The sequence below is a fragment of the Marivita sp. S6314 genome (assembly GCF_023015985.1).
Taxonomy (GTDB): Bacteria; Pseudomonadota; Alphaproteobacteria; order Rhodobacterales; family Rhodobacteraceae; genus Marivita.
In genome coordinates, this window is record NZ_JALKAO010000002.1 from 349,209 (window position 1) to 365,471 (window position 16,263).

17 protein-coding genes are annotated in these 16,263 nt (G+C 59.7%); 4 read left to right on the plus strand and 13 right to left on the minus strand.

The features are described 5' to 3' along the window. Positions 1-102 precede the first annotated feature (102 nt). Positions 103-315, plus strand: coding sequence for a DUF6471 domain-containing protein (locus MWU54_RS06140; RefSeq protein WP_247081514.1), 213 nt, complete (start codon positions 103-105; stop codon positions 313-315). Here MWU54_RS06140 and MWU54_RS06145 read toward each other — a convergent pair. The 6 genes from MWU54_RS06145 to MWU54_RS06170 all read right to left on the minus strand — a co-directional run bounded on the left by MWU54_RS06145 (position 296) and on the right by MWU54_RS06170 (position 5,535). Beyond that, a complete protein-coding gene (locus MWU54_RS06145; protein WP_247081515.1) occupies positions 296-925 on the minus strand; it encodes a hypothetical protein in 630 nt (209 codons plus the stop codon). The two genes, MWU54_RS06140 and MWU54_RS06145, sit on opposite strands and share 20 nt — an antisense overlap. A 90-nt stretch (positions 926-1,015) precedes the next feature. Then, positions 1,016-1,648 (minus strand): uracil phosphoribosyltransferase, encoded by a 633-nt coding sequence (upp, locus tag MWU54_RS06150; protein WP_247081516.1) that lies wholly within the window; start codon positions 1,646-1,648, stop codon positions 1,016-1,018. Next, positions 1,645-2,649: an adenosine deaminase gene (locus MWU54_RS06155; protein ID WP_247082190.1), complete on the minus strand. Its 1,005-nt coding sequence runs from the start codon at positions 2,647-2,649 to the stop codon at positions 1,645-1,647. Before MWU54_RS06155 ends, upp begins: the two co-directional genes overlap by 4 nt. After that, positions 2,649-3,857, minus strand: coding sequence for a phosphopentomutase (locus tag MWU54_RS06160; protein WP_247081517.1), 1,209 nt, complete (start codon positions 3,855-3,857; stop codon positions 2,649-2,651). The genes MWU54_RS06155 and MWU54_RS06160 overlap by 1 nt, the downstream gene beginning before the upstream one ends. Next, a complete protein-coding gene (locus MWU54_RS06165; protein WP_247081518.1) occupies positions 3,854-5,143 on the minus strand; it encodes a thymidine phosphorylase in 1,290 nt (429 codons plus the stop codon). The genes MWU54_RS06160 and MWU54_RS06165 overlap by 4 nt, the downstream gene beginning before the upstream one ends. Beyond that, on the minus strand, positions 5,143-5,535 hold the full coding sequence (locus MWU54_RS06170) for a cytidine deaminase (protein WP_247081519.1): 393 nt from the start codon (positions 5,533-5,535) through the stop codon (positions 5,143-5,145). The genes MWU54_RS06165 and MWU54_RS06170 overlap by 1 nt, the downstream gene beginning before the upstream one ends. A gap of 185 nt (positions 5,536-5,720) precedes the next feature. Between MWU54_RS06170 and MWU54_RS06175 the strand changes: the two genes are divergently transcribed. Continuing rightward, positions 5,721-8,000 carry an NADP-dependent malic enzyme gene (locus tag MWU54_RS06175; protein WP_247081520.1) on the plus strand — a complete coding sequence of 760 codons (2,280 nt, stop codon included), beginning with the start codon at positions 5,721-5,723 and terminating at the stop codon, positions 7,998-8,000. A gap of 45 nt (positions 8,001-8,045) precedes the next feature. Here MWU54_RS06175 and MWU54_RS06180 read toward each other — a convergent pair whose 3' ends face one another. The 3 genes from MWU54_RS06180 to MWU54_RS06190 all read right to left on the minus strand — a co-directional run bounded on the left by MWU54_RS06180 (position 8,046) and on the right by MWU54_RS06190 (position 10,705). Beyond that, a complete protein-coding gene (locus tag MWU54_RS06180) occupies positions 8,046-9,557 on the minus strand; it encodes a cryptochrome/photolyase family protein (protein WP_348647613.1) in 1,512 nt (503 codons plus the stop codon). Next, the gene (locus MWU54_RS06185) at positions 9,551-10,216 is read right to left on the minus strand and encodes an SDR family NAD(P)-dependent oxidoreductase (RefSeq protein ID WP_247081522.1); all 666 of its coding nucleotides are present in this window, start codon (positions 10,214-10,216) and stop codon (positions 9,551-9,553) included. The genes MWU54_RS06180 and MWU54_RS06185 overlap by 7 nt, the downstream gene beginning before the upstream one ends. Before the next feature lie 114 nt (positions 10,217-10,330). Further along, positions 10,331-10,705: a hypothetical protein gene (locus MWU54_RS06190; protein WP_247081523.1), complete on the minus strand. Its 375-nt coding sequence runs from the start codon at positions 10,703-10,705 to the stop codon at positions 10,331-10,333. 63 nt (positions 10,706-10,768) lie between these two features. Between MWU54_RS06190 and MWU54_RS06195 the strand changes: the two genes are divergently transcribed. Then, entirely contained in the window at positions 10,769-11,533 is a 765-nt protein-coding gene (locus MWU54_RS06195) for an alpha/beta fold hydrolase (RefSeq protein WP_247081524.1), read from the plus strand. On the opposite strand, the gene MWU54_RS06200 is transcribed toward MWU54_RS06195, so the two are convergent. Continuing rightward, complete coding sequence (locus MWU54_RS06200) at positions 11,527-11,874, minus strand: hypothetical protein (protein ID WP_247081525.1); 348 nt, start codon at positions 11,872-11,874, stop codon at positions 11,527-11,529. The genes MWU54_RS06195 and MWU54_RS06200 overlap by 7 nt on opposite strands. 177 nt (positions 11,875-12,051) lie before the next feature. Here MWU54_RS06200 and lepA point away from each other — a divergent pair, with 177 nt between their 5' ends. Next, positions 12,052-13,851 carry a translation elongation factor 4 gene (gene lepA, locus MWU54_RS06205; protein ID WP_247081526.1) on the plus strand — a complete coding sequence of 600 codons (1,800 nt, stop codon included), beginning with the start codon at positions 12,052-12,054 and terminating at the stop codon, positions 13,849-13,851. 55 nt (positions 13,852-13,906) lie between these two features. On the opposite strand, the gene MWU54_RS06210 is transcribed toward lepA, so the two are convergent. From MWU54_RS06210 to MWU54_RS06220, 3 genes are all read right to left on the minus strand, one after another. Next, complete coding sequence (locus MWU54_RS06210) at positions 13,907-14,404, minus strand: hypothetical protein (RefSeq protein WP_247081527.1); 498 nt, start codon at positions 14,402-14,404, stop codon at positions 13,907-13,909. Positions 14,405-14,451: 47 nt separating this feature from the next. After that, complete coding sequence (locus MWU54_RS06215) at positions 14,452-14,910, minus strand: hypothetical protein (protein WP_247081528.1); 459 nt, start codon at positions 14,908-14,910, stop codon at positions 14,452-14,454. 108 nt (positions 14,911-15,018) lie between these two features. Then, complete coding sequence (locus MWU54_RS06220) at positions 15,019-16,167, minus strand: hypothetical protein (protein ID WP_247081529.1); 1,149 nt, start codon at positions 16,165-16,167, stop codon at positions 15,019-15,021. Positions 16,168-16,263: the final 96 nt, after the last annotated feature.

Consider the following 16,263-nt stretch of genomic DNA (forward strand, 5'->3'; position numbering starts at 1 on the left):
TGTACTCTGTGATTACTTATATCACATATATAGTACGTATAGGCACCGTTTACAATGGCAAATATCACATATACGATGCCTTTATCATATATGGAGAACATTATGCCGGATCAAACCGACTGGGAAGCCAAGGCCGCGAACATCTTGAAGGCTGAGTTAAAGCGCAAGGGCGTTACCTACGCACAGCTTGCGGAGTTGATCGGAGACAAGGAGCCAAATGTCAGGAATAAGCTATCACGCGGGAAGTTTAGTGCAGCATTCTTTTTGGAATGCATCGACAGCTTAGGCGTAGCGGCTATTCGATTAAATAATTGACTGATACATCTTCATCGGGTGATGGCGGGCTTAGCAAATAACTGATTAAAATATTCCTTCCTTTGTCAGATGTAATAACTCTGTAGAAATTTCGCGCGTTGCTGCCATGACCGTTTTGCTCTTGTGGGTAGAGGACATTTGCTTCAGGCGGGAACATTAGTGTGTGCTGTCCCGCAGCAAATATTTCGACTATTGTTTCTGAGTAAAAACCTCGTTCGGGGAATCCGGTAAACGCTACTTCAAGATTCCCTATAGAAGTTATGCGGTGATATTCACCCTCAAGTAGGTCTATGGTTATTTTGCCCTTTACCGTTCCATGCTCAATGATTTTACTTGGCATTTTTTCATGTGATTTTGGAATGAGCGCCGGTTGCCTTGGCCACGAAATCCACATCAACCACGAAGTAGAAAGTAAAGCAAAAGTCCAGGGGACATACCAAGGTACAGTTAGCAACCAACGAAAGAAAATATCCAGTGCACTCACGGCGACACCAATATCATCTGGTGCTGTGGACCAACCAATGAGATCAAGCGTCGACCTGACGGCCGCAATGGCCCACCCGCCCAAGGCAAGAAAAAAGCTAAGCAATCTTTTAAAAAACAAAGCCATTTTAGATAGATGCCACAACAAAACAGTGGATGTGGAGTCCTAATCATCACGCACCCCACCGAAGCTTGGTGCGCTTGATACATAAGGCCGCTATTTGGTGCCAAACATCCGGTCACCCGCGTCGCCGAGGCCGGGTACGATGTAGCCCAGTTCATTGAGGTGACTATCAAGCGCGGCGGTCACGACCGGGACGTCAGGGTGGGCCTCTTTCATGCGGGCCACGCCTTCCGGTGCGGCAAGCAGGCAGAGGAAGATGATGTTTTTGGCCCCGGCTTCCTTGAGCATGTCGATGGCGGCGGCAGAGCTGTTGCCGGTGGCGAGCATCGGATCGACGACAATTGTCATGCGATCCTCAAGTTCTGCCGGGACCTTGAAGTAATACTTCACCGGCTCCAGCGTTTCTTCGTTGCGGTAAAGGCCGACAAAGCCGACGCGGGCGGCCGGGATGAGTTCGAGGATGCCATCCAGCAAGCCGTTGCCCGCCCGCAGGATCGACACAAGCGCCAGTTTCTTGCCGTCCAGAACCGGCGCATCCATCGGCTCCAGCGGGGTTTCGATGGTTTTGGTTGTCAGCGGCAGGTCGCGGGTGACTTCGTAGGCCAGCAAGTGGCTGATTTCCCGCAGCAATTGGCGGAACGATTTGGTCGAAGTGTCCTTGTCGCGCATCAGGCTGAGTTTGTGTTGAACCAGCGGGTGGTCGACGATGGTGAGGTGATCGGTCATGTGCGCTCCAGTCGTTTGAGAACCCGCGCGCGCGTGTCCTCGTCGCAAAACGCCGCGTTGGCGGCGGTTGTGTTTATCTCTGCAAAAACATCCGCGTCCCAGCCAAAGGTCCGGGCGAGGTTGAGGTATTCATCCCGCATCGTGGTGTGAAAGAAGGGCGGATCATCGGTGGACACGGTCACCTTCACGCCGCGTTCGCGCAGTTTTTCAATCGGATGTGCCGCCAGGTTCGGGTAGACATCCAGCACCACGTTGGAACCGGGGCAAACTTCGAGAACAATCTCGTTTTCCACAATCTTGTCCACAAGGGCGAGATCGTTGATGGCGTGCACGCCGTGCCCGATGCGTTCGACGCCCAGATCGGTGATGGCATCAGCCACCGATTGCGCTCCGCCCCATTCACCCGCATGGGCGGTCAGGCGCAGGCCCGCTTCGCGTGCCATGTCAAAGCTGTAGGCAAAGTCTTTGGGTTTGCCTTTCATTTCGTCACCCGCGATTCCGAACCCGACGATCCAGTCGCCAGCGGTCTCGGCGGCGCAGAGCGCGGAGGCCTTGGCCTTGTCCGGTCCGAAATGGCGGATACAGGTCACGATGCCGCGCAGGATGATGCCGTGATCACGCTCGGCGGCGTCGGCGGCTTCGCGGATCGCGGCAAGATATTCGCGCCACGCGCCGACATCGCCGCCGCCACAGAAATCCGGCGACAGGAAGGTTTCGCAGTAAACCACGTCATTTGCCGCGCTTTCTTCAAGCACCGCCTTGGTCAGCCGTGCATAATCCTCGGGTGTTTTGAGAACGCTTGTCGCGGCTTCGTAGACGCTCAGGAAATGGACGAAATCCCGGAACGCGTAGCCCCCGTCCGGTGCAAACACGCCCTCCAGATTGACGGATTTTTCCTGCGCCAGACCTTTGATGAAATGCGGCGGGGCCGCGCCTTCGTGGTGCAGGTGCAATTCCACCTTGGGCAGGCGCTTGATTCGATCAAGCTGTGCTTCGTCCATCATAAAAAGCTTTGCCCCTGTCCTTCAGACGCCACATTAAGATGCGCGGCTATCGTTGCGGCAACGTCGACAAATCCGACATGCCCGACCTCTCCGGCCCCAGCGCCCGCCATCAAGACCGGGACGCGTTCCCGGGTATGGTCGGTGCCGATCCATGTCGGGTCGTTGCCATGATCCGCGGTAATGAGCAACAGGTCATCGGGTTTGAGCCGGGTCAATAGTGGCCCGAGTTCGGCATCGAACCATTCCAGCGCGCGGGCATAGCCCGACACATCGCGGCGGTGGCCGTATTTGCTGTCAAATTCGACAAAATTGGCAAAGATCAGCGCGCCATCCGGCGCTGTGTCGATCTGATGCGCGAGGTCGGTCATCAGTTTGGTGTCCGCGCCCTTGTGGACCTCATCAATGCCGGTCATCGAAAAGATGTCGCCGATTTTTCCAATCGCAATCACCTTTTGCCCTGCATCCTGCACCCAATTGGTGAGCACGGGGGATGGCGGTGCGATGGCATAGTCACGCCGGTTCGTGGTGCGTTCAAAATTGCCCGGTGTTCCGGTGAACGGTCGCGCGATGACCCGTCCGATCCGACGCTCGTGCAGCATCGGCGCAAGCTGTTCGCAGAGTGTCAGCAAACGATCAAGGCCAAAGCTGTCTTCGTGTGCCGCGATCTGCAGGACGCTGTCGGCAGAGGTGTAACAGATCGGCCAGCCGGTGCGCATATGGTCCGCGCCGAAGGCATCAATCACCGCGATCCCGTTGCTGTGGCAATTGCCATAGATGCCGTCGGTGCCCGCCAGATCACAGATCTTGCGGGTGATGTCTTCGGGGAAAGACGGTGTTGTGTTCGGCAGATAGGTCCAGTCCCAGGGCACCGGGAGACCGGCAAGCTCCCAATGTCCGGACGGCGTGTCCTTGCCACGCGACACTTCGGTCGCTGCGGCCCAGCGCCCGGTGGGGACGGCGTGCAGTCCCGGCGCAGCCTCTCCGCAGGCCAGTGTGACGGCGCGGCCCAGGCCCAGCGCATCAAGGTTCGGGACGGTCAACGGACCGCTGCGCCCCTCTTCGGCCTGCCCGTTTGCGCAGGCCTGCGCGATGTGCAGCACGGTGTTTGCGCCGGTGTCGGGCTGGCCTTCGTTGAAGAACGTGTCCGCATCGGGTGCGCCTCCGATCCCGACCGAATCCATGACGACAAGAAATGCGCGGCTCATGTGATGTGCTCCAAGACAAGGGGGCGGTCGGGGGCGGTGTCACCCAGTGTGACGGCAGCACGGATCGCGCGGGCGGCCGCGTCGGCCTGCGCTTCGCGCGCGGCATGGATCCGGGCCAGCGGCTGGCCTTTCTCCACGCGGTCCCCCACCGAGACCACGTCGCTTAACCCGACGGCCGGATCGATCACATCCGTTTCGACCTGCCGTCCGCCGCCCAGTGCCACCACCACCAGACCAAGCGCTTCGCCGTCGATCTCCGATACGCAGCCTGCGGCTGGCGCGGGTACTTCGCGGATCACCGGGGCTTCGGGCAGGAACCGCGACCAGTCTTCGACAAACCGCACGGGTCCCCCCATGGCATAGACCATCGCACCAAATGCCTCGGCAGCGGCACCTGACGTGATGGCGTCTTGCAGCCTGGCTTTGCCGTCTTCAATGCCGGTCTGTTCCAGCAGAACCGCCCCCAGGTCGACCGTCAGGTCCAGCAATCGCCCGGACGCCGCCCCTGTCAGGACGCGCATCACATCGATCACTTCGAGCGCATTGCCAAGGCTTGGGGCCAGGGGTTGCGACATGTCCGTGATGAGCGCCGATGTGGTACACCCGGTGGCGTTTGCCGTGTCGACCAGCGCCCGCGCCAGCGCGCGGGCGTCGTCTTGCGATTTCATAAACGCGCCGGAGCCGCATTTCACGTCAAGGACGAGGCCTTCCAGCCCCGCCGCAAGTTTTTTCGACAGGATCGACGCGGTGATCAGGTCAAGGCTTTCCACCGTCGCCGTCACGTCGCGGATTGCATAGAGCCGCTTGTCCGCCGGGGCGATATCGGCGCTGGCACTGACGATGGCGCAGCCAACATCCGACACGATCTGGCGAAACTGGTTTTCTGACAGCGTGGTGCGCAATCCGGGAATGGCTTCAAGCTTGTCGAGCGTGCCACCGGTATGCCCCAGACCACGCCCTGAGATCATCGGCACATAGACACCGCACGCCGCCAAAGCCGGGGCCAGCACAAGGCTGACACAGTCGCCCACGCCACCGGTCGAGTGCTTGTCGATCACCGGCGCATCCAGATCCCAGCGCAAGACATCGCCGCTGTCGCGCATGGCCAGGGTCAGGGCGGCGCGTCCGGATGCGTCCAGCCCTTGCAGGCAGACCCCCATCGCAAAGGCACCGGCCTGCGCGTCACTGACGCTGCCATCGGCCAGGCCTTGCGCAAACCACGCCAGCGCATCGGCGTCCGGTGTGCCGCCCTGCCTCAGCGTGGCTATAACAGTTCGCGCATCCATCAGGTGCGGTCCATGTGATCGGTGCCGAACGCGCCGGGCAGAAGATCCCCGACTGTCGTCAGGCGCTCTGTGCCGTCCGTGGTGGCCAAAGTCACCGGCACGGATGTCGCGGCGAACTCGGCCAGTTTCTGACGACAGCCGCCGCAGGGCGGAACGGGATCGGGGCTGTCGGCGATCACAAACGCCTCGGCGATCTCGCGTTCGCCTGCCGCCACCATCGCGGCGATGGCCCCGGCTTCGGCGCAGGTGCCTTCGGGATAGGCGACGTTTTCGACATTGCATCCGACGAACACCGCCCCCGAGGTGGTGCGCAACGCGGCACCCACCTTGAACTTCGAATACGGTGCGTGGGCGTTTTCGCGCACTGCCTGTGCCGCTTGCTTCAGATCCATGTCGCCCTCTCATCTTTCCGGGTGTCCATGATTGCGAGGCCACAGCACCGATTGCAAGAGGTCGCGCCACCTGTTGCCTTTTTCGAAACTTTTGAAAGTGTTTCAGGACAGACGCGGCAAGCAGCCCACTTTCGCTTTGGATGACATTGATTTAACACTCAACCAAATCCTGAGGGGGCGAATTCATGTCGGACAACACAAACGAAACACTGCGTCAGGCAGCTTTGTTTTATCATGAGCACCCGAAACCCGGTAAGCTGGAAATCCGCGCCACCAAGCCGCTGGCCAATGGCCGCGACCTTGCGCGCGCCTACAGCCCGGGCGTGGCGGAGGCCTGTCTGGAAATCAAGGCCGATGAAACCACCGCCGCGCGCTATACCGCCAAGGGCAACCTTGTGGCGGTCGTGACGAATGGCACGGCTGTGCTTGGGCTTGGCAATATCGGTGCGCTGGCCTCCAAACCGGTGATGGAGGGCAAGGCGGTCCTGTTCAAGAAATTCGCCAATATCGATTGCTTTGACATTGAAGTGAACGAAAGCGATCCGGAGAAACTGGCCGATATCGTCTGCGCGCTGGAACCGACCTTCGGGGCGATCAACCTCGAAGACATCAAGGCGCCCGATTGTTTCGTGGTCGAAAAGCTGTGCCGCGAACGCATGAACATCCCGGTTTTCCACGATGACCAGCATGGCACGGCAATCGTTGTCGGGGCGGCCGCGACCAACGCCTTGCATGTGACGGGCAAGGCCTTTGAAGACATCAAAATCGTATCCACCGGCGGCGGCGCGGCAGGGATTGCGTGCCTGAACATGCTGCTGAAACTCGGCGTCAAACGCGAAAACATCTGGCTTTGCGACATTCACGGCCTCGTCTACGAAGGGCGCGAAGAGGATATGAATCCTCAGAAAGCGGCCTTTGCACAGAAAAGCGATCTGCGCACATTGGATGATGTGGTCGATGGGGCGGACCTGTTTCTGGGGCTCAGCGGGCCGAAAGTGCTCAAGCCCGAGATGGTGGCGCGCATGGCCGAGCGTCCGATCATCTTTGCCCTTGCCAACCCGACGCCGGAGATCCTTCCCGAAGAGGTGCGTAAGGTGGCACCCGGCGCGATCATGGCCACAGGGCGCAGCGATTTTCCCAATCAGGTCAACAACGTCCTGTGTTTTCCGTTCATTTTCCGGGGCGCGCTGGATGTCGGGGCGACCGAGATCAATGACGCGATGCAGATTGCCTGTGTCGAAGGCATTGCCAAGCTGGCCCGCGCCACAACCAGCGCCGAGGCGGCAGCGGCCTATCGCGGTGAACAACTGACGTTTGGTCCCGACTACCTGATCCCGAAACCGTTCGATCCGCGCTTGTCCGGCGTGGTCTCAACCGCTGTGGCCAAAGCCGCGATGGAGTCGGGCGTTGCGCGGCGTCCGGTCGAGAACCTTGACGCCTATAAGGCCAAGCTTGACGCCAGCGTCTACAAGTCCGCCCTGCTGATGCGCCCGGTCTTTCAGGCTGCGGCCACGGCGGCGCGGCGGATCGTCTTTGCCGAAGGCGAAGACGAGCGTGTGCTGCGCGCGGCACAGGCGATCCTTGAGGAAACCACGGAAACACCGATTCTGATCGGGCGACCCGAGGTGATTGCATCCCGCTGCGAACGGCTGGGTCTGGAAATCCGGCCAGACCGGGATTTCACCATCGTGAACCCGGAAAACGATCCGCGCTACCGCGATTACTGGGGCACGTACCATCAGATCATGGCGCGACGCGGCGTGACACCGGATCTGGCCCGCGCCATCATGCGCACCAACACCACCGCCATTGGGGCCGTGATGGTGCATCGTGAAGAGGCTGATAGCCTGATCTGCGGCACGTTTGGCGAATACCGCTGGCATCTGAACTATATCAGCCAGGTTCTGGGCAATGACCGCTGCGCACCGCACGGCGCGCTGAGCATGATGATCCTGGAAGACGGGCCGCTGTTCATCGCGGACACCCATGTGCATTCGCTGCCCTCGCCGGAAGAGCTGGCCTTGTCGGCGATTGGCGCCGCCCGCCACGTGCGGCGCTTTGGCCTGACACCCAATATCGCGTTCTGTTCCCAATCGCAGTTCGGAAACCAGGCGGAAGGCTCTGGCAAGCGGCTGCGCGCGGCGATTGACCTGCTGGATCAAAAGCCACGCGATTTCTGTTACGAAGGCGAAATGAACGTGGATGCGGCGCTGGACCCGGATCTGCGGGAACGTCTGTTGCCGGGCAACCGGATGCAGGGTGTCGCCAACGTGCTGATCTTTGGACATGCCGATGCCGCGTCCGCCGCGCGTAACATTCTGAAGATGAAAGCGGATGGGCTGGAAGTGGGGCCGATCCTGATGGGCATGGGCAACCGGGCCCACGTGGTCACACCCGGAATCACGGCGCGGGGGCTTCTGAATATGGCCGCCATCGCCGGAACCCCTGTTGCGCGCTACGGCTAGGCTCTCCGTCGACGGAGAGCCCCGTTTCGGTCGACCGAAACGGGCCTATAGCGCGTCGAGAAACGCATTGGCCTCGGTCAGGATGGTGGCCTTTTTGCCCTCATCCATCCGCCGCCAATTGGCGTAGATCTGGTTCATGCGCTGGTTCTTGGCGAACCTGTCTGCGTGGCGATCCAGAAAGTGCCAGTACAGCGTGTTGAAGGGGCAGGCATCCGGCCCGGTTTTGTCCGCCACTTTGTAGCGGCAGGATTTGCAGTAATCCGACATGCGGTTGATATAGGCACCGGACGACACGTACGGTTTTGACGCGATTACCCCGCCATCAGCGAACTGGCTCATCCCCACGGTGTTGGGTGCTTCGACCCATTCGAACGCGTCGATATAGACGCGCAGGTACCATTCATGCACCTCGTGCGGGTTGATACCGGCCAGAAGCGCGAAATTGCCGGTGACCATGAGGCGCTGAATGTGATGCGCGTAGGCCTCCTCTGCCGTCTGGGTGATGGCTTTGGACAGGCAGTTCATCTCGGTCTCGCCGGTCCAGTAGAACTCCGGCAGTTTGCGTTGGTGGTTCAGCGCGTTCCGGCGCGGATAGTCGGGACCTTCGCGGAAGTAGATGCCGCGGACATATTCGCGCCAGCCAATGATCTGCCGGATGAACCCTTCCACCGCGTTGAGCGGCGCGTGGCCTTCTTTGTAGGCCTCCTCTGCCGCGCGGCAGATTTCCATCGGATCCAGCAAGCCGACGTTCAGATAGGGCGAGATCAGCGCGTGGTAGAGAAAGCGATTGTCGTTCATCATCGCATCCTGGAAATCACCGAACCGGGGCAGCGCATAGGTGATGAAATGCGTCAGGGCGCGGCGGGCTTGTGTCTGATCGGTTGCGAACCAGAACGGGCGGAGCTGCCCAAAGCTGTTGCCGAACCGCGAGTCGACAAGATCAAGCACCTCTTGAACGGTGTCGTCCGGGGTGAACTGCATCGGGCCTGAAAACGCGATGTCGTCCGGCGCGGGTTTGCGGTTTTCGGAATCGTAGTTCCACTTGCCGCCTTCGGGCTGGTCCCCGTCCATGAGCAGACCGGTTTTGCGGCGCATGTCGCGATAGAAATATTCCATTCGCAGCGCCTTGCGCCCCTCGGCCCATGTGTCGAATTCGTCTTGCGTGCTCACAAACCGTGTGTCCGGCTTCAGGCTCAGCTTGAGCGGCATGTCCTCAAGCGCCTGGATCAGCCGCCATTCGCCGGGTTGGGTGCCGATCACCTCAGACGCGCCGGTCTCTTCGGCGCGACGGATCAGTTCGCCGGGGATGGAGCCCGCGTTTTCGGTATCATCAAGCTGTGTGTAGCGCACATCCCATCCGTCCTCCCGCAAACGCGCGGCAAACTTGCGCATCGCGGCAAAGATGAAGGCGATCTTTTTCGGGTGATGCTGCACATAGGTCGCTTCTTCGGCAACCTCGGCCATGACCACGATATCGGACGTTTTGTCGGCTGCGTCCAAGGCCGACAGCGTGTCTGTCACTTGGTCGCCCAGAACTAGGATCAGACGGCTCACCACGGCACCTCTTTGGCCTGCCAGTCAAAAAACTTGCCAGTGTCTGCCGGGGTCAGACCGTTTAGCACGCCCATCAGGTTTTCGGCCGCGTCCGACGCGGGCACGGAGGGATTGTGGCCCACGTATTTCTCGGTGAACGCCGTCTGAACCGTGCCGGGGTGCAGGGCGACGCAGACAAGTTGTTTGTGCGTGCGCGCCAGTTCGATCGCGGCGCTGTGCAGCATCTGGTTCAGAGCGGCTTTGGCCGTGCGGTAGCTGTACCAGCCACCTAGCCGGTTGTCGCCGATGGACCCGACCCGCGCCGACAGGGCCGCGAAGGTCGCGGGCGATTGCCGGGGCAGCAGCCGGACGCTGTGCTTGAGCACCAGCGACGGGCCAAGGGTGTTCAGTTTGAACTGATCCAGCATCGCATCAGAGGTCAGGTGCCTGAGCGATTTCTCCGGCTCTGCCCCGTTGATTTCCAGCGCGCCGGTGGCAACGAAGATCAGGTCGAACGGACCCTCCAGCGCGCCAAGATGTTGGGCCACACTGGGCTCGTCCGTGACATCCAGCCCGTGATCGCGCCGCGACAGACCGGTGACCGCGACACCCCGCGCTGTCAAATTGTCCGAGATGGCTGAGCCCAGCCCGCCACTGGCGCCGATGATAAGTGCGTTTTTCATGTAAGGGCCACCTAGAAGGAGGTCGGGGTCCGTCAATGCACCTTGCGCCCATCCGCGCGGCTTTTTCCGGCGACGGAAAAAGGGCGATGCGTCGACGCATCGCCTGGCCCCGCGTCAGACCAGGCCGCGCCAGCGCAGGACGATGATCAGCAACGTGACCACCGCGAGGATGTTGAACGCCATGCTGCCCAGGATCGACAGGACAAGACCCTTGCGGCGGTCTCTGACGTCGATGGCCCGCAGGAAGGTGGCCGCGCGTTCGTAAGCGGCATGCGTCGTTTTGGGATCGAGACGCCGCCCGACCTTGGGATGCCGGGACATCTGTTCGGCCTCGGCCACGGCTGCGATATCATTCCGCACGGCAACCGGCAGCATGCGCCCCGCCTTGGCCACGCGTTTGGCCAAGGTCCCGCGCCGCGCGCCCACCTGTTTGGCCAGTAGGCTGCGCAAGCTGCTGGCCTGTGCCTCTATCGTGTCCGTGCGTTCCATTTTCCTGTCCTACGCATCCGCCGCGCCTTGCTCAAGCCCATGTGGTCGCAGTATGGAGCGGATATGCTTAACACACTTCTAAACCCCTCAGACGGCCCCGCCACACCGCTTCTTATCGTACACGGGCTGTTCGGCTCGGGGCGCAACTGGGGTGTGATCGCCAAACGCTTGTCGGATCGCGGGCCTGTCACAGCTGTTGATATGCGCAATCACGGGGACAGTTTCTGGTCTGATGCGCATGGCTATGAGGATATGGCAGCCGATCTGGCGCAGGTGATTGAGGCTCAGGGCGGGCCGATGGATGTGGTGGGGCATTCGATGGGCGGAAAAGCGGCCATGATGCTGGCCCTGACCCGGCCAGAACTGGTAGGCCGCCTGCTGGTCGCGGATATCGCGCCGGTGATCTATGGGCATTCGCAGATGCAGTTCATTGACGCGATGCGCGCGGTTGACCTGCACTTGGTTGAAAAGCGGTCGGACGCATCGGCGCAATTGGCGCAATCGGTTGAGGATCCGACCCTGCAGGCGTTTTTCACGCAGTCGTTGGACCTGAAACAAAAGCGCTGGAAGCTGAACCTTGATGCGCTGGATGCTGAGATGCCCAAGATCCTCGGGTTTCCGCAGGTGGACGGCAGTTTCGAAAGCCCCACTCTGTTCCTGTCAGGCGCGACGTCGGATTACGTCACACCCGACCACCGGCCGCAGATTCGCGCGCTGTTCCCGAAAGCCCGGTTTGCGAAAATTCCAAATGCGGGCCATTGGCTGCATGCTGAAAAGCCGCGTGAGTTCGAAGCCTCTGTCCGCGCCTTTCTGGATGCGGGTCAATAGCCCCGGCAGGACCGTTCCGAGCGCGAGGCAAACACCTTGTAGCGATCCCAGAAGGCATCGTCTGATGCGGTTTTGGACATCTTGACGTCCATCGCGCGCTGTGGATCGCGGAAGAACCGCGCCGCCTTGCGCTGGTCACCTCCGGACAGCGACTGGTTCGCGACCGTCTGGATACATCCGCAAAGCCGCGAATTCCGGGCTTTTCGGTCTGAGGACAGGCAGGCTTTGCTGATCGGTCCGCTGGAAAAGCGCGTCACTTGTCCGCCGCCATCCCGATCAAACCGGTTGCCGCCACATCCGGCGACCAACGCCACAACCATCACTGCTGCCAAAACTTTCATGTTGCCTGCTCACTTTTGACTTGCCCTGCGCCAAAGGTCTGCTGCCCCTGTTTTTCGCGCTTGCCTGCGCCATAATCATGCCTGAACCAGCACCTGTTTTCAAATCACCTTTTGTCAAACGGCGCGCGACGATCACGCCACCTTGACCGGACCCCAAAACCGCATCATATCCGGCACATGACAGAGCTTTCGCGTATCCGCAATTTTTCCATCGTTGCCCATATCGACCACGGGAAATCCACCCTGGCCGACCGGCTGATCCAATCCACCAACACGGTGGCGGAACGGGACATGAAAGAGCAGTTGCTCGACAGCATGGATATCGAGCGTGAACGCGGCATCACGATCAAGGCCAACACGGTGCGGATCGACTATGTTGCGCAGGACGGCGAAACCTATGTGCTGAACCTGATCGACACACCCGGACACGTGGATTTCGCCTATGAGGTCAGTCGCTCGATGCGCGCGGTTGAGGGGTCGCTGCTTGTTGTGGACAGCACCCAGGGCGTTGAAGCGCAGACGCTCGCGAATGTGTATCAGGCCATTGATGCGGATCACGAAATCGTTCCGGTTCTCAACAAGATCGACTTGCCCGCATCCGATTGTGACCGCGTGGCCGAACAGATCGAGGACGTGATCGGGATTGATGCGACGGATGCGATCCGCGTGTCGGCAAAGACCGGCATCGGCATTCAGGAAACGCTGGAAGCCATTGTGCAAAAACTGCCCGCACCGACCGGTGAGCGTGACGCGCCATTGAAAGCGATGCTGGTGGATTCGTGGTACGATGCCTATCTCGGCGTGATCGTTCTGGTGCGCGTCATGGACGGCGTTCTGAAAAAGGGCGAACGCATCAAGATGATGCAGACCGGCGCGGCCTACCATGTGGACCGGATCGGCGTGTTTCGGCCTGCGATGGCCATGATTGACGAACTGGGTCCGGGCGAGATTGGCTTTCTGACCGCGTCGATCAAACAGGTGCGCGATACAAAAGTCGGCGACACCATCACGCATGAAAAGAAAGGCGCGGTCACCGCCCTGCCCGGTTTTAAGCCGTCGCAACCGGTGGTGTTTTGTGGCTTGTTCCCGGTCGACAGCGCAGAGTTTGAAGACCTGCGTGATGCGATCGAGAAGCTGGCGCTCAACGATGCGTCCTTCAGCTACGAAATGGAAACTTCGGCCGCGTTGGGCTTTGGCTTTCGCTGCGGGTTCCTGGGGCTGTTGCACCTTGAAGTGATCCGCGACCGGATCGAGCGCGAGTACAACATTGAACTGATCACCACCGCGCCCAGCGTGATTTACCACGTCTATATGCGGGACGGCGAGAAAATCGAGTTGCACAATCCGGCGGACATGCCCGACCTGTCAAAGGTCGATCACCTTGAGGAACCCCGGATCAAGGCCACGATCCTTGTGCCGGACGAATACCTCGGGGACGTGCTGAAGCTGTGTCAGGATCGCCGGGGCATCCAGCTTGATCTGACGTATGCCGGGTCACGCGCCATGGTGGTTTATGACCTGCCGCTGAACGAGGTGGTGTTTGACTTCTACGACCGTCTGAAATCGGTGACCAAAGGCTATGCGTCTTTTGATTATCAGATGACGGGCTACCGCGAAGACACGCTGGTCAAGATGTCGATTTTGGTGAACGAGGAACCGGTCGACGCGCTGTCCACCATGGTTCACCGCGACCGCGCCGAGATGCGCGGTCGGGCGATGTGCGAAAAGCTCAAAGACCTGATCCCGCGCCACATGTTCAAGATCCCGATCCAGGCGGCGATTGGCGGCAAGGTGATTGCCCGCGAAACGCTGGCGGCGTTGCGCAAGGACGTGACGGCCAAATGTTACGGCGGTGACGCGACCCGGAAAAAGAAACTGCTGGAAAAACAGAAGGCCGGGAAGAAGAAGATGCGTCAGTTCGGCAAGGTCGATATCCCGCAAGAGGCGTTCATTTCAGCACTGAAAATGGACAACTGATTTCTCAGCCGTGCACATCCCGACAGAGGTTTGGTGTGCACGGTGATTGCTTGACTCACTCCGGGTTTTCAATCGCCTGAAGACAGGCTTGGGCAATGCGCGCGGGCAATGCTCCGGCTATGCGGTCGCGTTCCGATTCGAGAAAACCGATCCGCCCCTCCTCTGGCCTGTCTTCTGATCCGAAATGCGCGGAAAGCAGTCGGCACGTCGACGGGGCAAGCCATGGCGCGTCTTTCAACGCGGCCAGCAGGGCCTTGGGGTCTTGCGCATAGGCTGGCAGTAAATCAGCAGCATAGGACTGCATGAGCGACGCATCGACGCTTTGGACCGCATAGTCCCCCAAGAGCAGCCACACCCGCTGTGCCATCGGGTCCCCTTGCTGTGCCAGATCGCGGTATTTGGTGTAGAGTTCGGCCCGCCCGTGCATCGCGGCAAGCGGTGTCGCATAGCGGGACGGGTCTTGCCCGATGAGCATCTCTACAAGTTCAAGCGCATCGCCGGCGTCGATGGGCACGGCGTCTTGGGCTTGCGCAGATGGGGCTGATACAGTCATGCAAACAGCGATGGCGATTGTTGCGTTTTTCAAAGGGGATACGCGCATCAGAAGCTCGGCATCCCGCCCCAAAGCGAATGCATGCCGCGGGTGCAGTCCCAATCCCTAGGGCGGCCGCGACGGACGGTTTCATCTTTGATGACGACACTGATATTGCCGGTTTCCTTGGGCGTGATTTCAGACCACATTTCATAGACCTTGGAGCCTGACAGAACGATGCACCCGTCCGACCAGGAGGGTCCTGTTCCCTTGTGGATGAAAAAACCGTTCGCGGTGCTGCCGTCGCCGTTATACGGCACGCCTTTGCCAAGCCAGATGCCTTCGCGTTTGCCGCCATCGGTGCCATCATCCTTGTTGGCCATCCGCGTCGCGTAACCCGTGTAGGTTCCCGCGTCGATCACGACGTCCTGATCCCACCAGCATGTTTCAGAAATGTTGACCGTGCCACTTTTGAACGTCAACGTTCCCGTGCCGTTGCTGCGCACAACGTTAATTGTATAGCTCATAATATCATTCCATCTAAAATAGGCTGTCATGATAAGGCGGCGCCCTGCGATCCGGCAATGATTATTCTTGCCCATAGACGCGGCCTTGGCGCGTACAACGCGTTCGGTTTATCCCGGCGACAGCAACAGGAAGCGCACCATGCGGTATGCATCCTGTTTGTTGCGTTGCTTTTCCGAACACTTGCCAACGGGACTCGCGCGACCGAAAAGCACGCCCGGTTGATACGAGAATTTCTTGTCTCTCATATCGGACAACAGCTTTTCCGTCATGTACTCGTATTCCCGTGTGTTTTCATGGGTGCACATGTGCATGATTGTACCGCTGGCCGGATCAATCGTTTCGTATTGATAAATCGGGCCGCCGTTCTTGCGGACGATGAGCACCCAATGGTCGCCTGCCGAGTCATCGCCTCTGGCACGATCCTTGTAATCGACATGGGCCGCAACCGGATAGCCTTGGGCCAGGTGGGAATCGATCAGCGCAATGGCGTTGGGGCCGATGCTGTTCTCATACCCGCCGCCGCCATAGCGCTTGACGGTCATTCCAAACAGTCCGGGAACGAGGGACGTGTGCAGACCGGTCATGGTGTAGCCGCCGTTATCCTTGACGATCTTGTTGGCGATGGAGGGCGTCAGGTCTTTGGCAAGCAGGTTCTTGGGCCAAAAAGGCTGGGGGCGGCCAATGCCGGTTGCCGCCATCGTGAGCGTGCACAAGCAGCAGCCGTGCGATGCGATGCTCGCTTTTCTGTCCTCCAGAGTGACCTTCTTGTCTTTGTTCGAATCGTATCGGTGACCCAGTTTTTCGGTAAAATGTCCCTGGCAGAACATCTTGAAGGCACCGGCATTTCCCAGCGCGTCCCCGACAGCGGCGCTGACCGAATTGAGGGCCACCGGAGTGATCCCATCGCTTCCGACCTGTCCGGTGAGCGCCAGCCAAGTCTTGTCGCGTTTCCTGGCCTGGACGAAGCCATCGGCAAAATCTGCCGTGTAGCCCATGACAATTTGCTGAAAGATCACCAACGCGGATTCCAAGACGCCGATCTCGGGATAGAGACTGTTCCCCCGCGCCAGCCCCGCTTCGTTGATTTCAAAATTGAAGACGTGATTGCCCATCATGTGACGCTCGATGAGCATCCGTACCTCTTTCACGTCGGCTTCGTTATTGACACCGCCCGGACCAACCGAGGCTTTAATTTTCGTACCCATGCAAACTCCTGCGTCAAAAAAATAAATCAAATTCGGGTGAGTGTGCGACACCGACCGCGTTTGTGGCAAGATTTTTCAGAGAAAGCCCCGGCCCGCTGCCGGGGATCGCGGTTTGAGCCACATCAAAGCCGGGCAAGCGAAGACGGG

Excerpts from the sequence above, each read along its gene's own strand:
- MWU54_RS06140 (WP_247081514.1), top strand. The coding sequence starts at position 103 with ATGCCGGATCAAACCGACTGGGAAGCCAAGGCCGCGAACATCTTGAAG.
- MWU54_RS06145 (WP_247081515.1), bottom strand. The coding sequence starts at position 925 with ATGGCTTTGTTTTTTAAAAGATTGCTTAGCTTTTTTCTTGCCTTGGGC.
- upp (WP_247081516.1), bottom strand. The coding sequence starts at position 1,648 with ATGACCGATCACCTCACCATCGTCGACCACCCGCTGGTTCAACACAAA.
- MWU54_RS06155 (WP_247082190.1), bottom strand. The coding sequence starts at position 2,649 with ATGGACGAAGCACAGCTTGATCGAATCAAGCGCCTGCCCAAGGTGGAA.
- MWU54_RS06160 (WP_247081517.1), bottom strand. The coding sequence starts at position 3,857 with ATGAGCCGCGCATTTCTTGTCGTCATGGATTCGGTCGGGATCGGAGGC.
- MWU54_RS06165 (WP_247081518.1), bottom strand. The coding sequence starts at position 5,143 with ATGGATGCGCGAACTGTTATAGCCACGCTGAGGCAGGGCGGCACACCG.
- MWU54_RS06170 (WP_247081519.1), bottom strand. The coding sequence starts at position 5,535 with ATGGATCTGAAGCAAGCGGCACAGGCAGTGCGCGAAAACGCCCACGCA.
- MWU54_RS06175 (WP_247081520.1), top strand. The coding sequence starts at position 5,721 with ATGTCGGACAACACAAACGAAACACTGCGTCAGGCAGCTTTGTTTTAT.
- MWU54_RS06185 (WP_247081522.1), bottom strand. The coding sequence starts at position 10,216 with ATGAAAAACGCACTTATCATCGGCGCCAGTGGCGGGCTGGGCTCAGCC.
- MWU54_RS06190 (WP_247081523.1), bottom strand. The coding sequence starts at position 10,705 with ATGGAACGCACGGACACGATAGAGGCACAGGCCAGCAGCTTGCGCAGC.
- MWU54_RS06195 (WP_247081524.1), top strand. The coding sequence starts at position 10,769 with ATGCTTAACACACTTCTAAACCCCTCAGACGGCCCCGCCACACCGCTT.
- MWU54_RS06200 (WP_247081525.1), bottom strand. The coding sequence starts at position 11,874 with ATGAAAGTTTTGGCAGCAGTGATGGTTGTGGCGTTGGTCGCCGGATGT.
- lepA (WP_247081526.1), top strand. The coding sequence starts at position 12,052 with ATGACAGAGCTTTCGCGTATCCGCAATTTTTCCATCGTTGCCCATATC.
- MWU54_RS06210 (WP_247081527.1), bottom strand. The coding sequence starts at position 14,404 with ATGACTGTATCAGCCCCATCTGCGCAAGCCCAAGACGCCGTGCCCATC.
- MWU54_RS06215 (WP_247081528.1), bottom strand. The coding sequence starts at position 14,910 with ATGAGCTATACAATTAACGTTGTGCGCAGCAACGGCACGGGAACGTTG.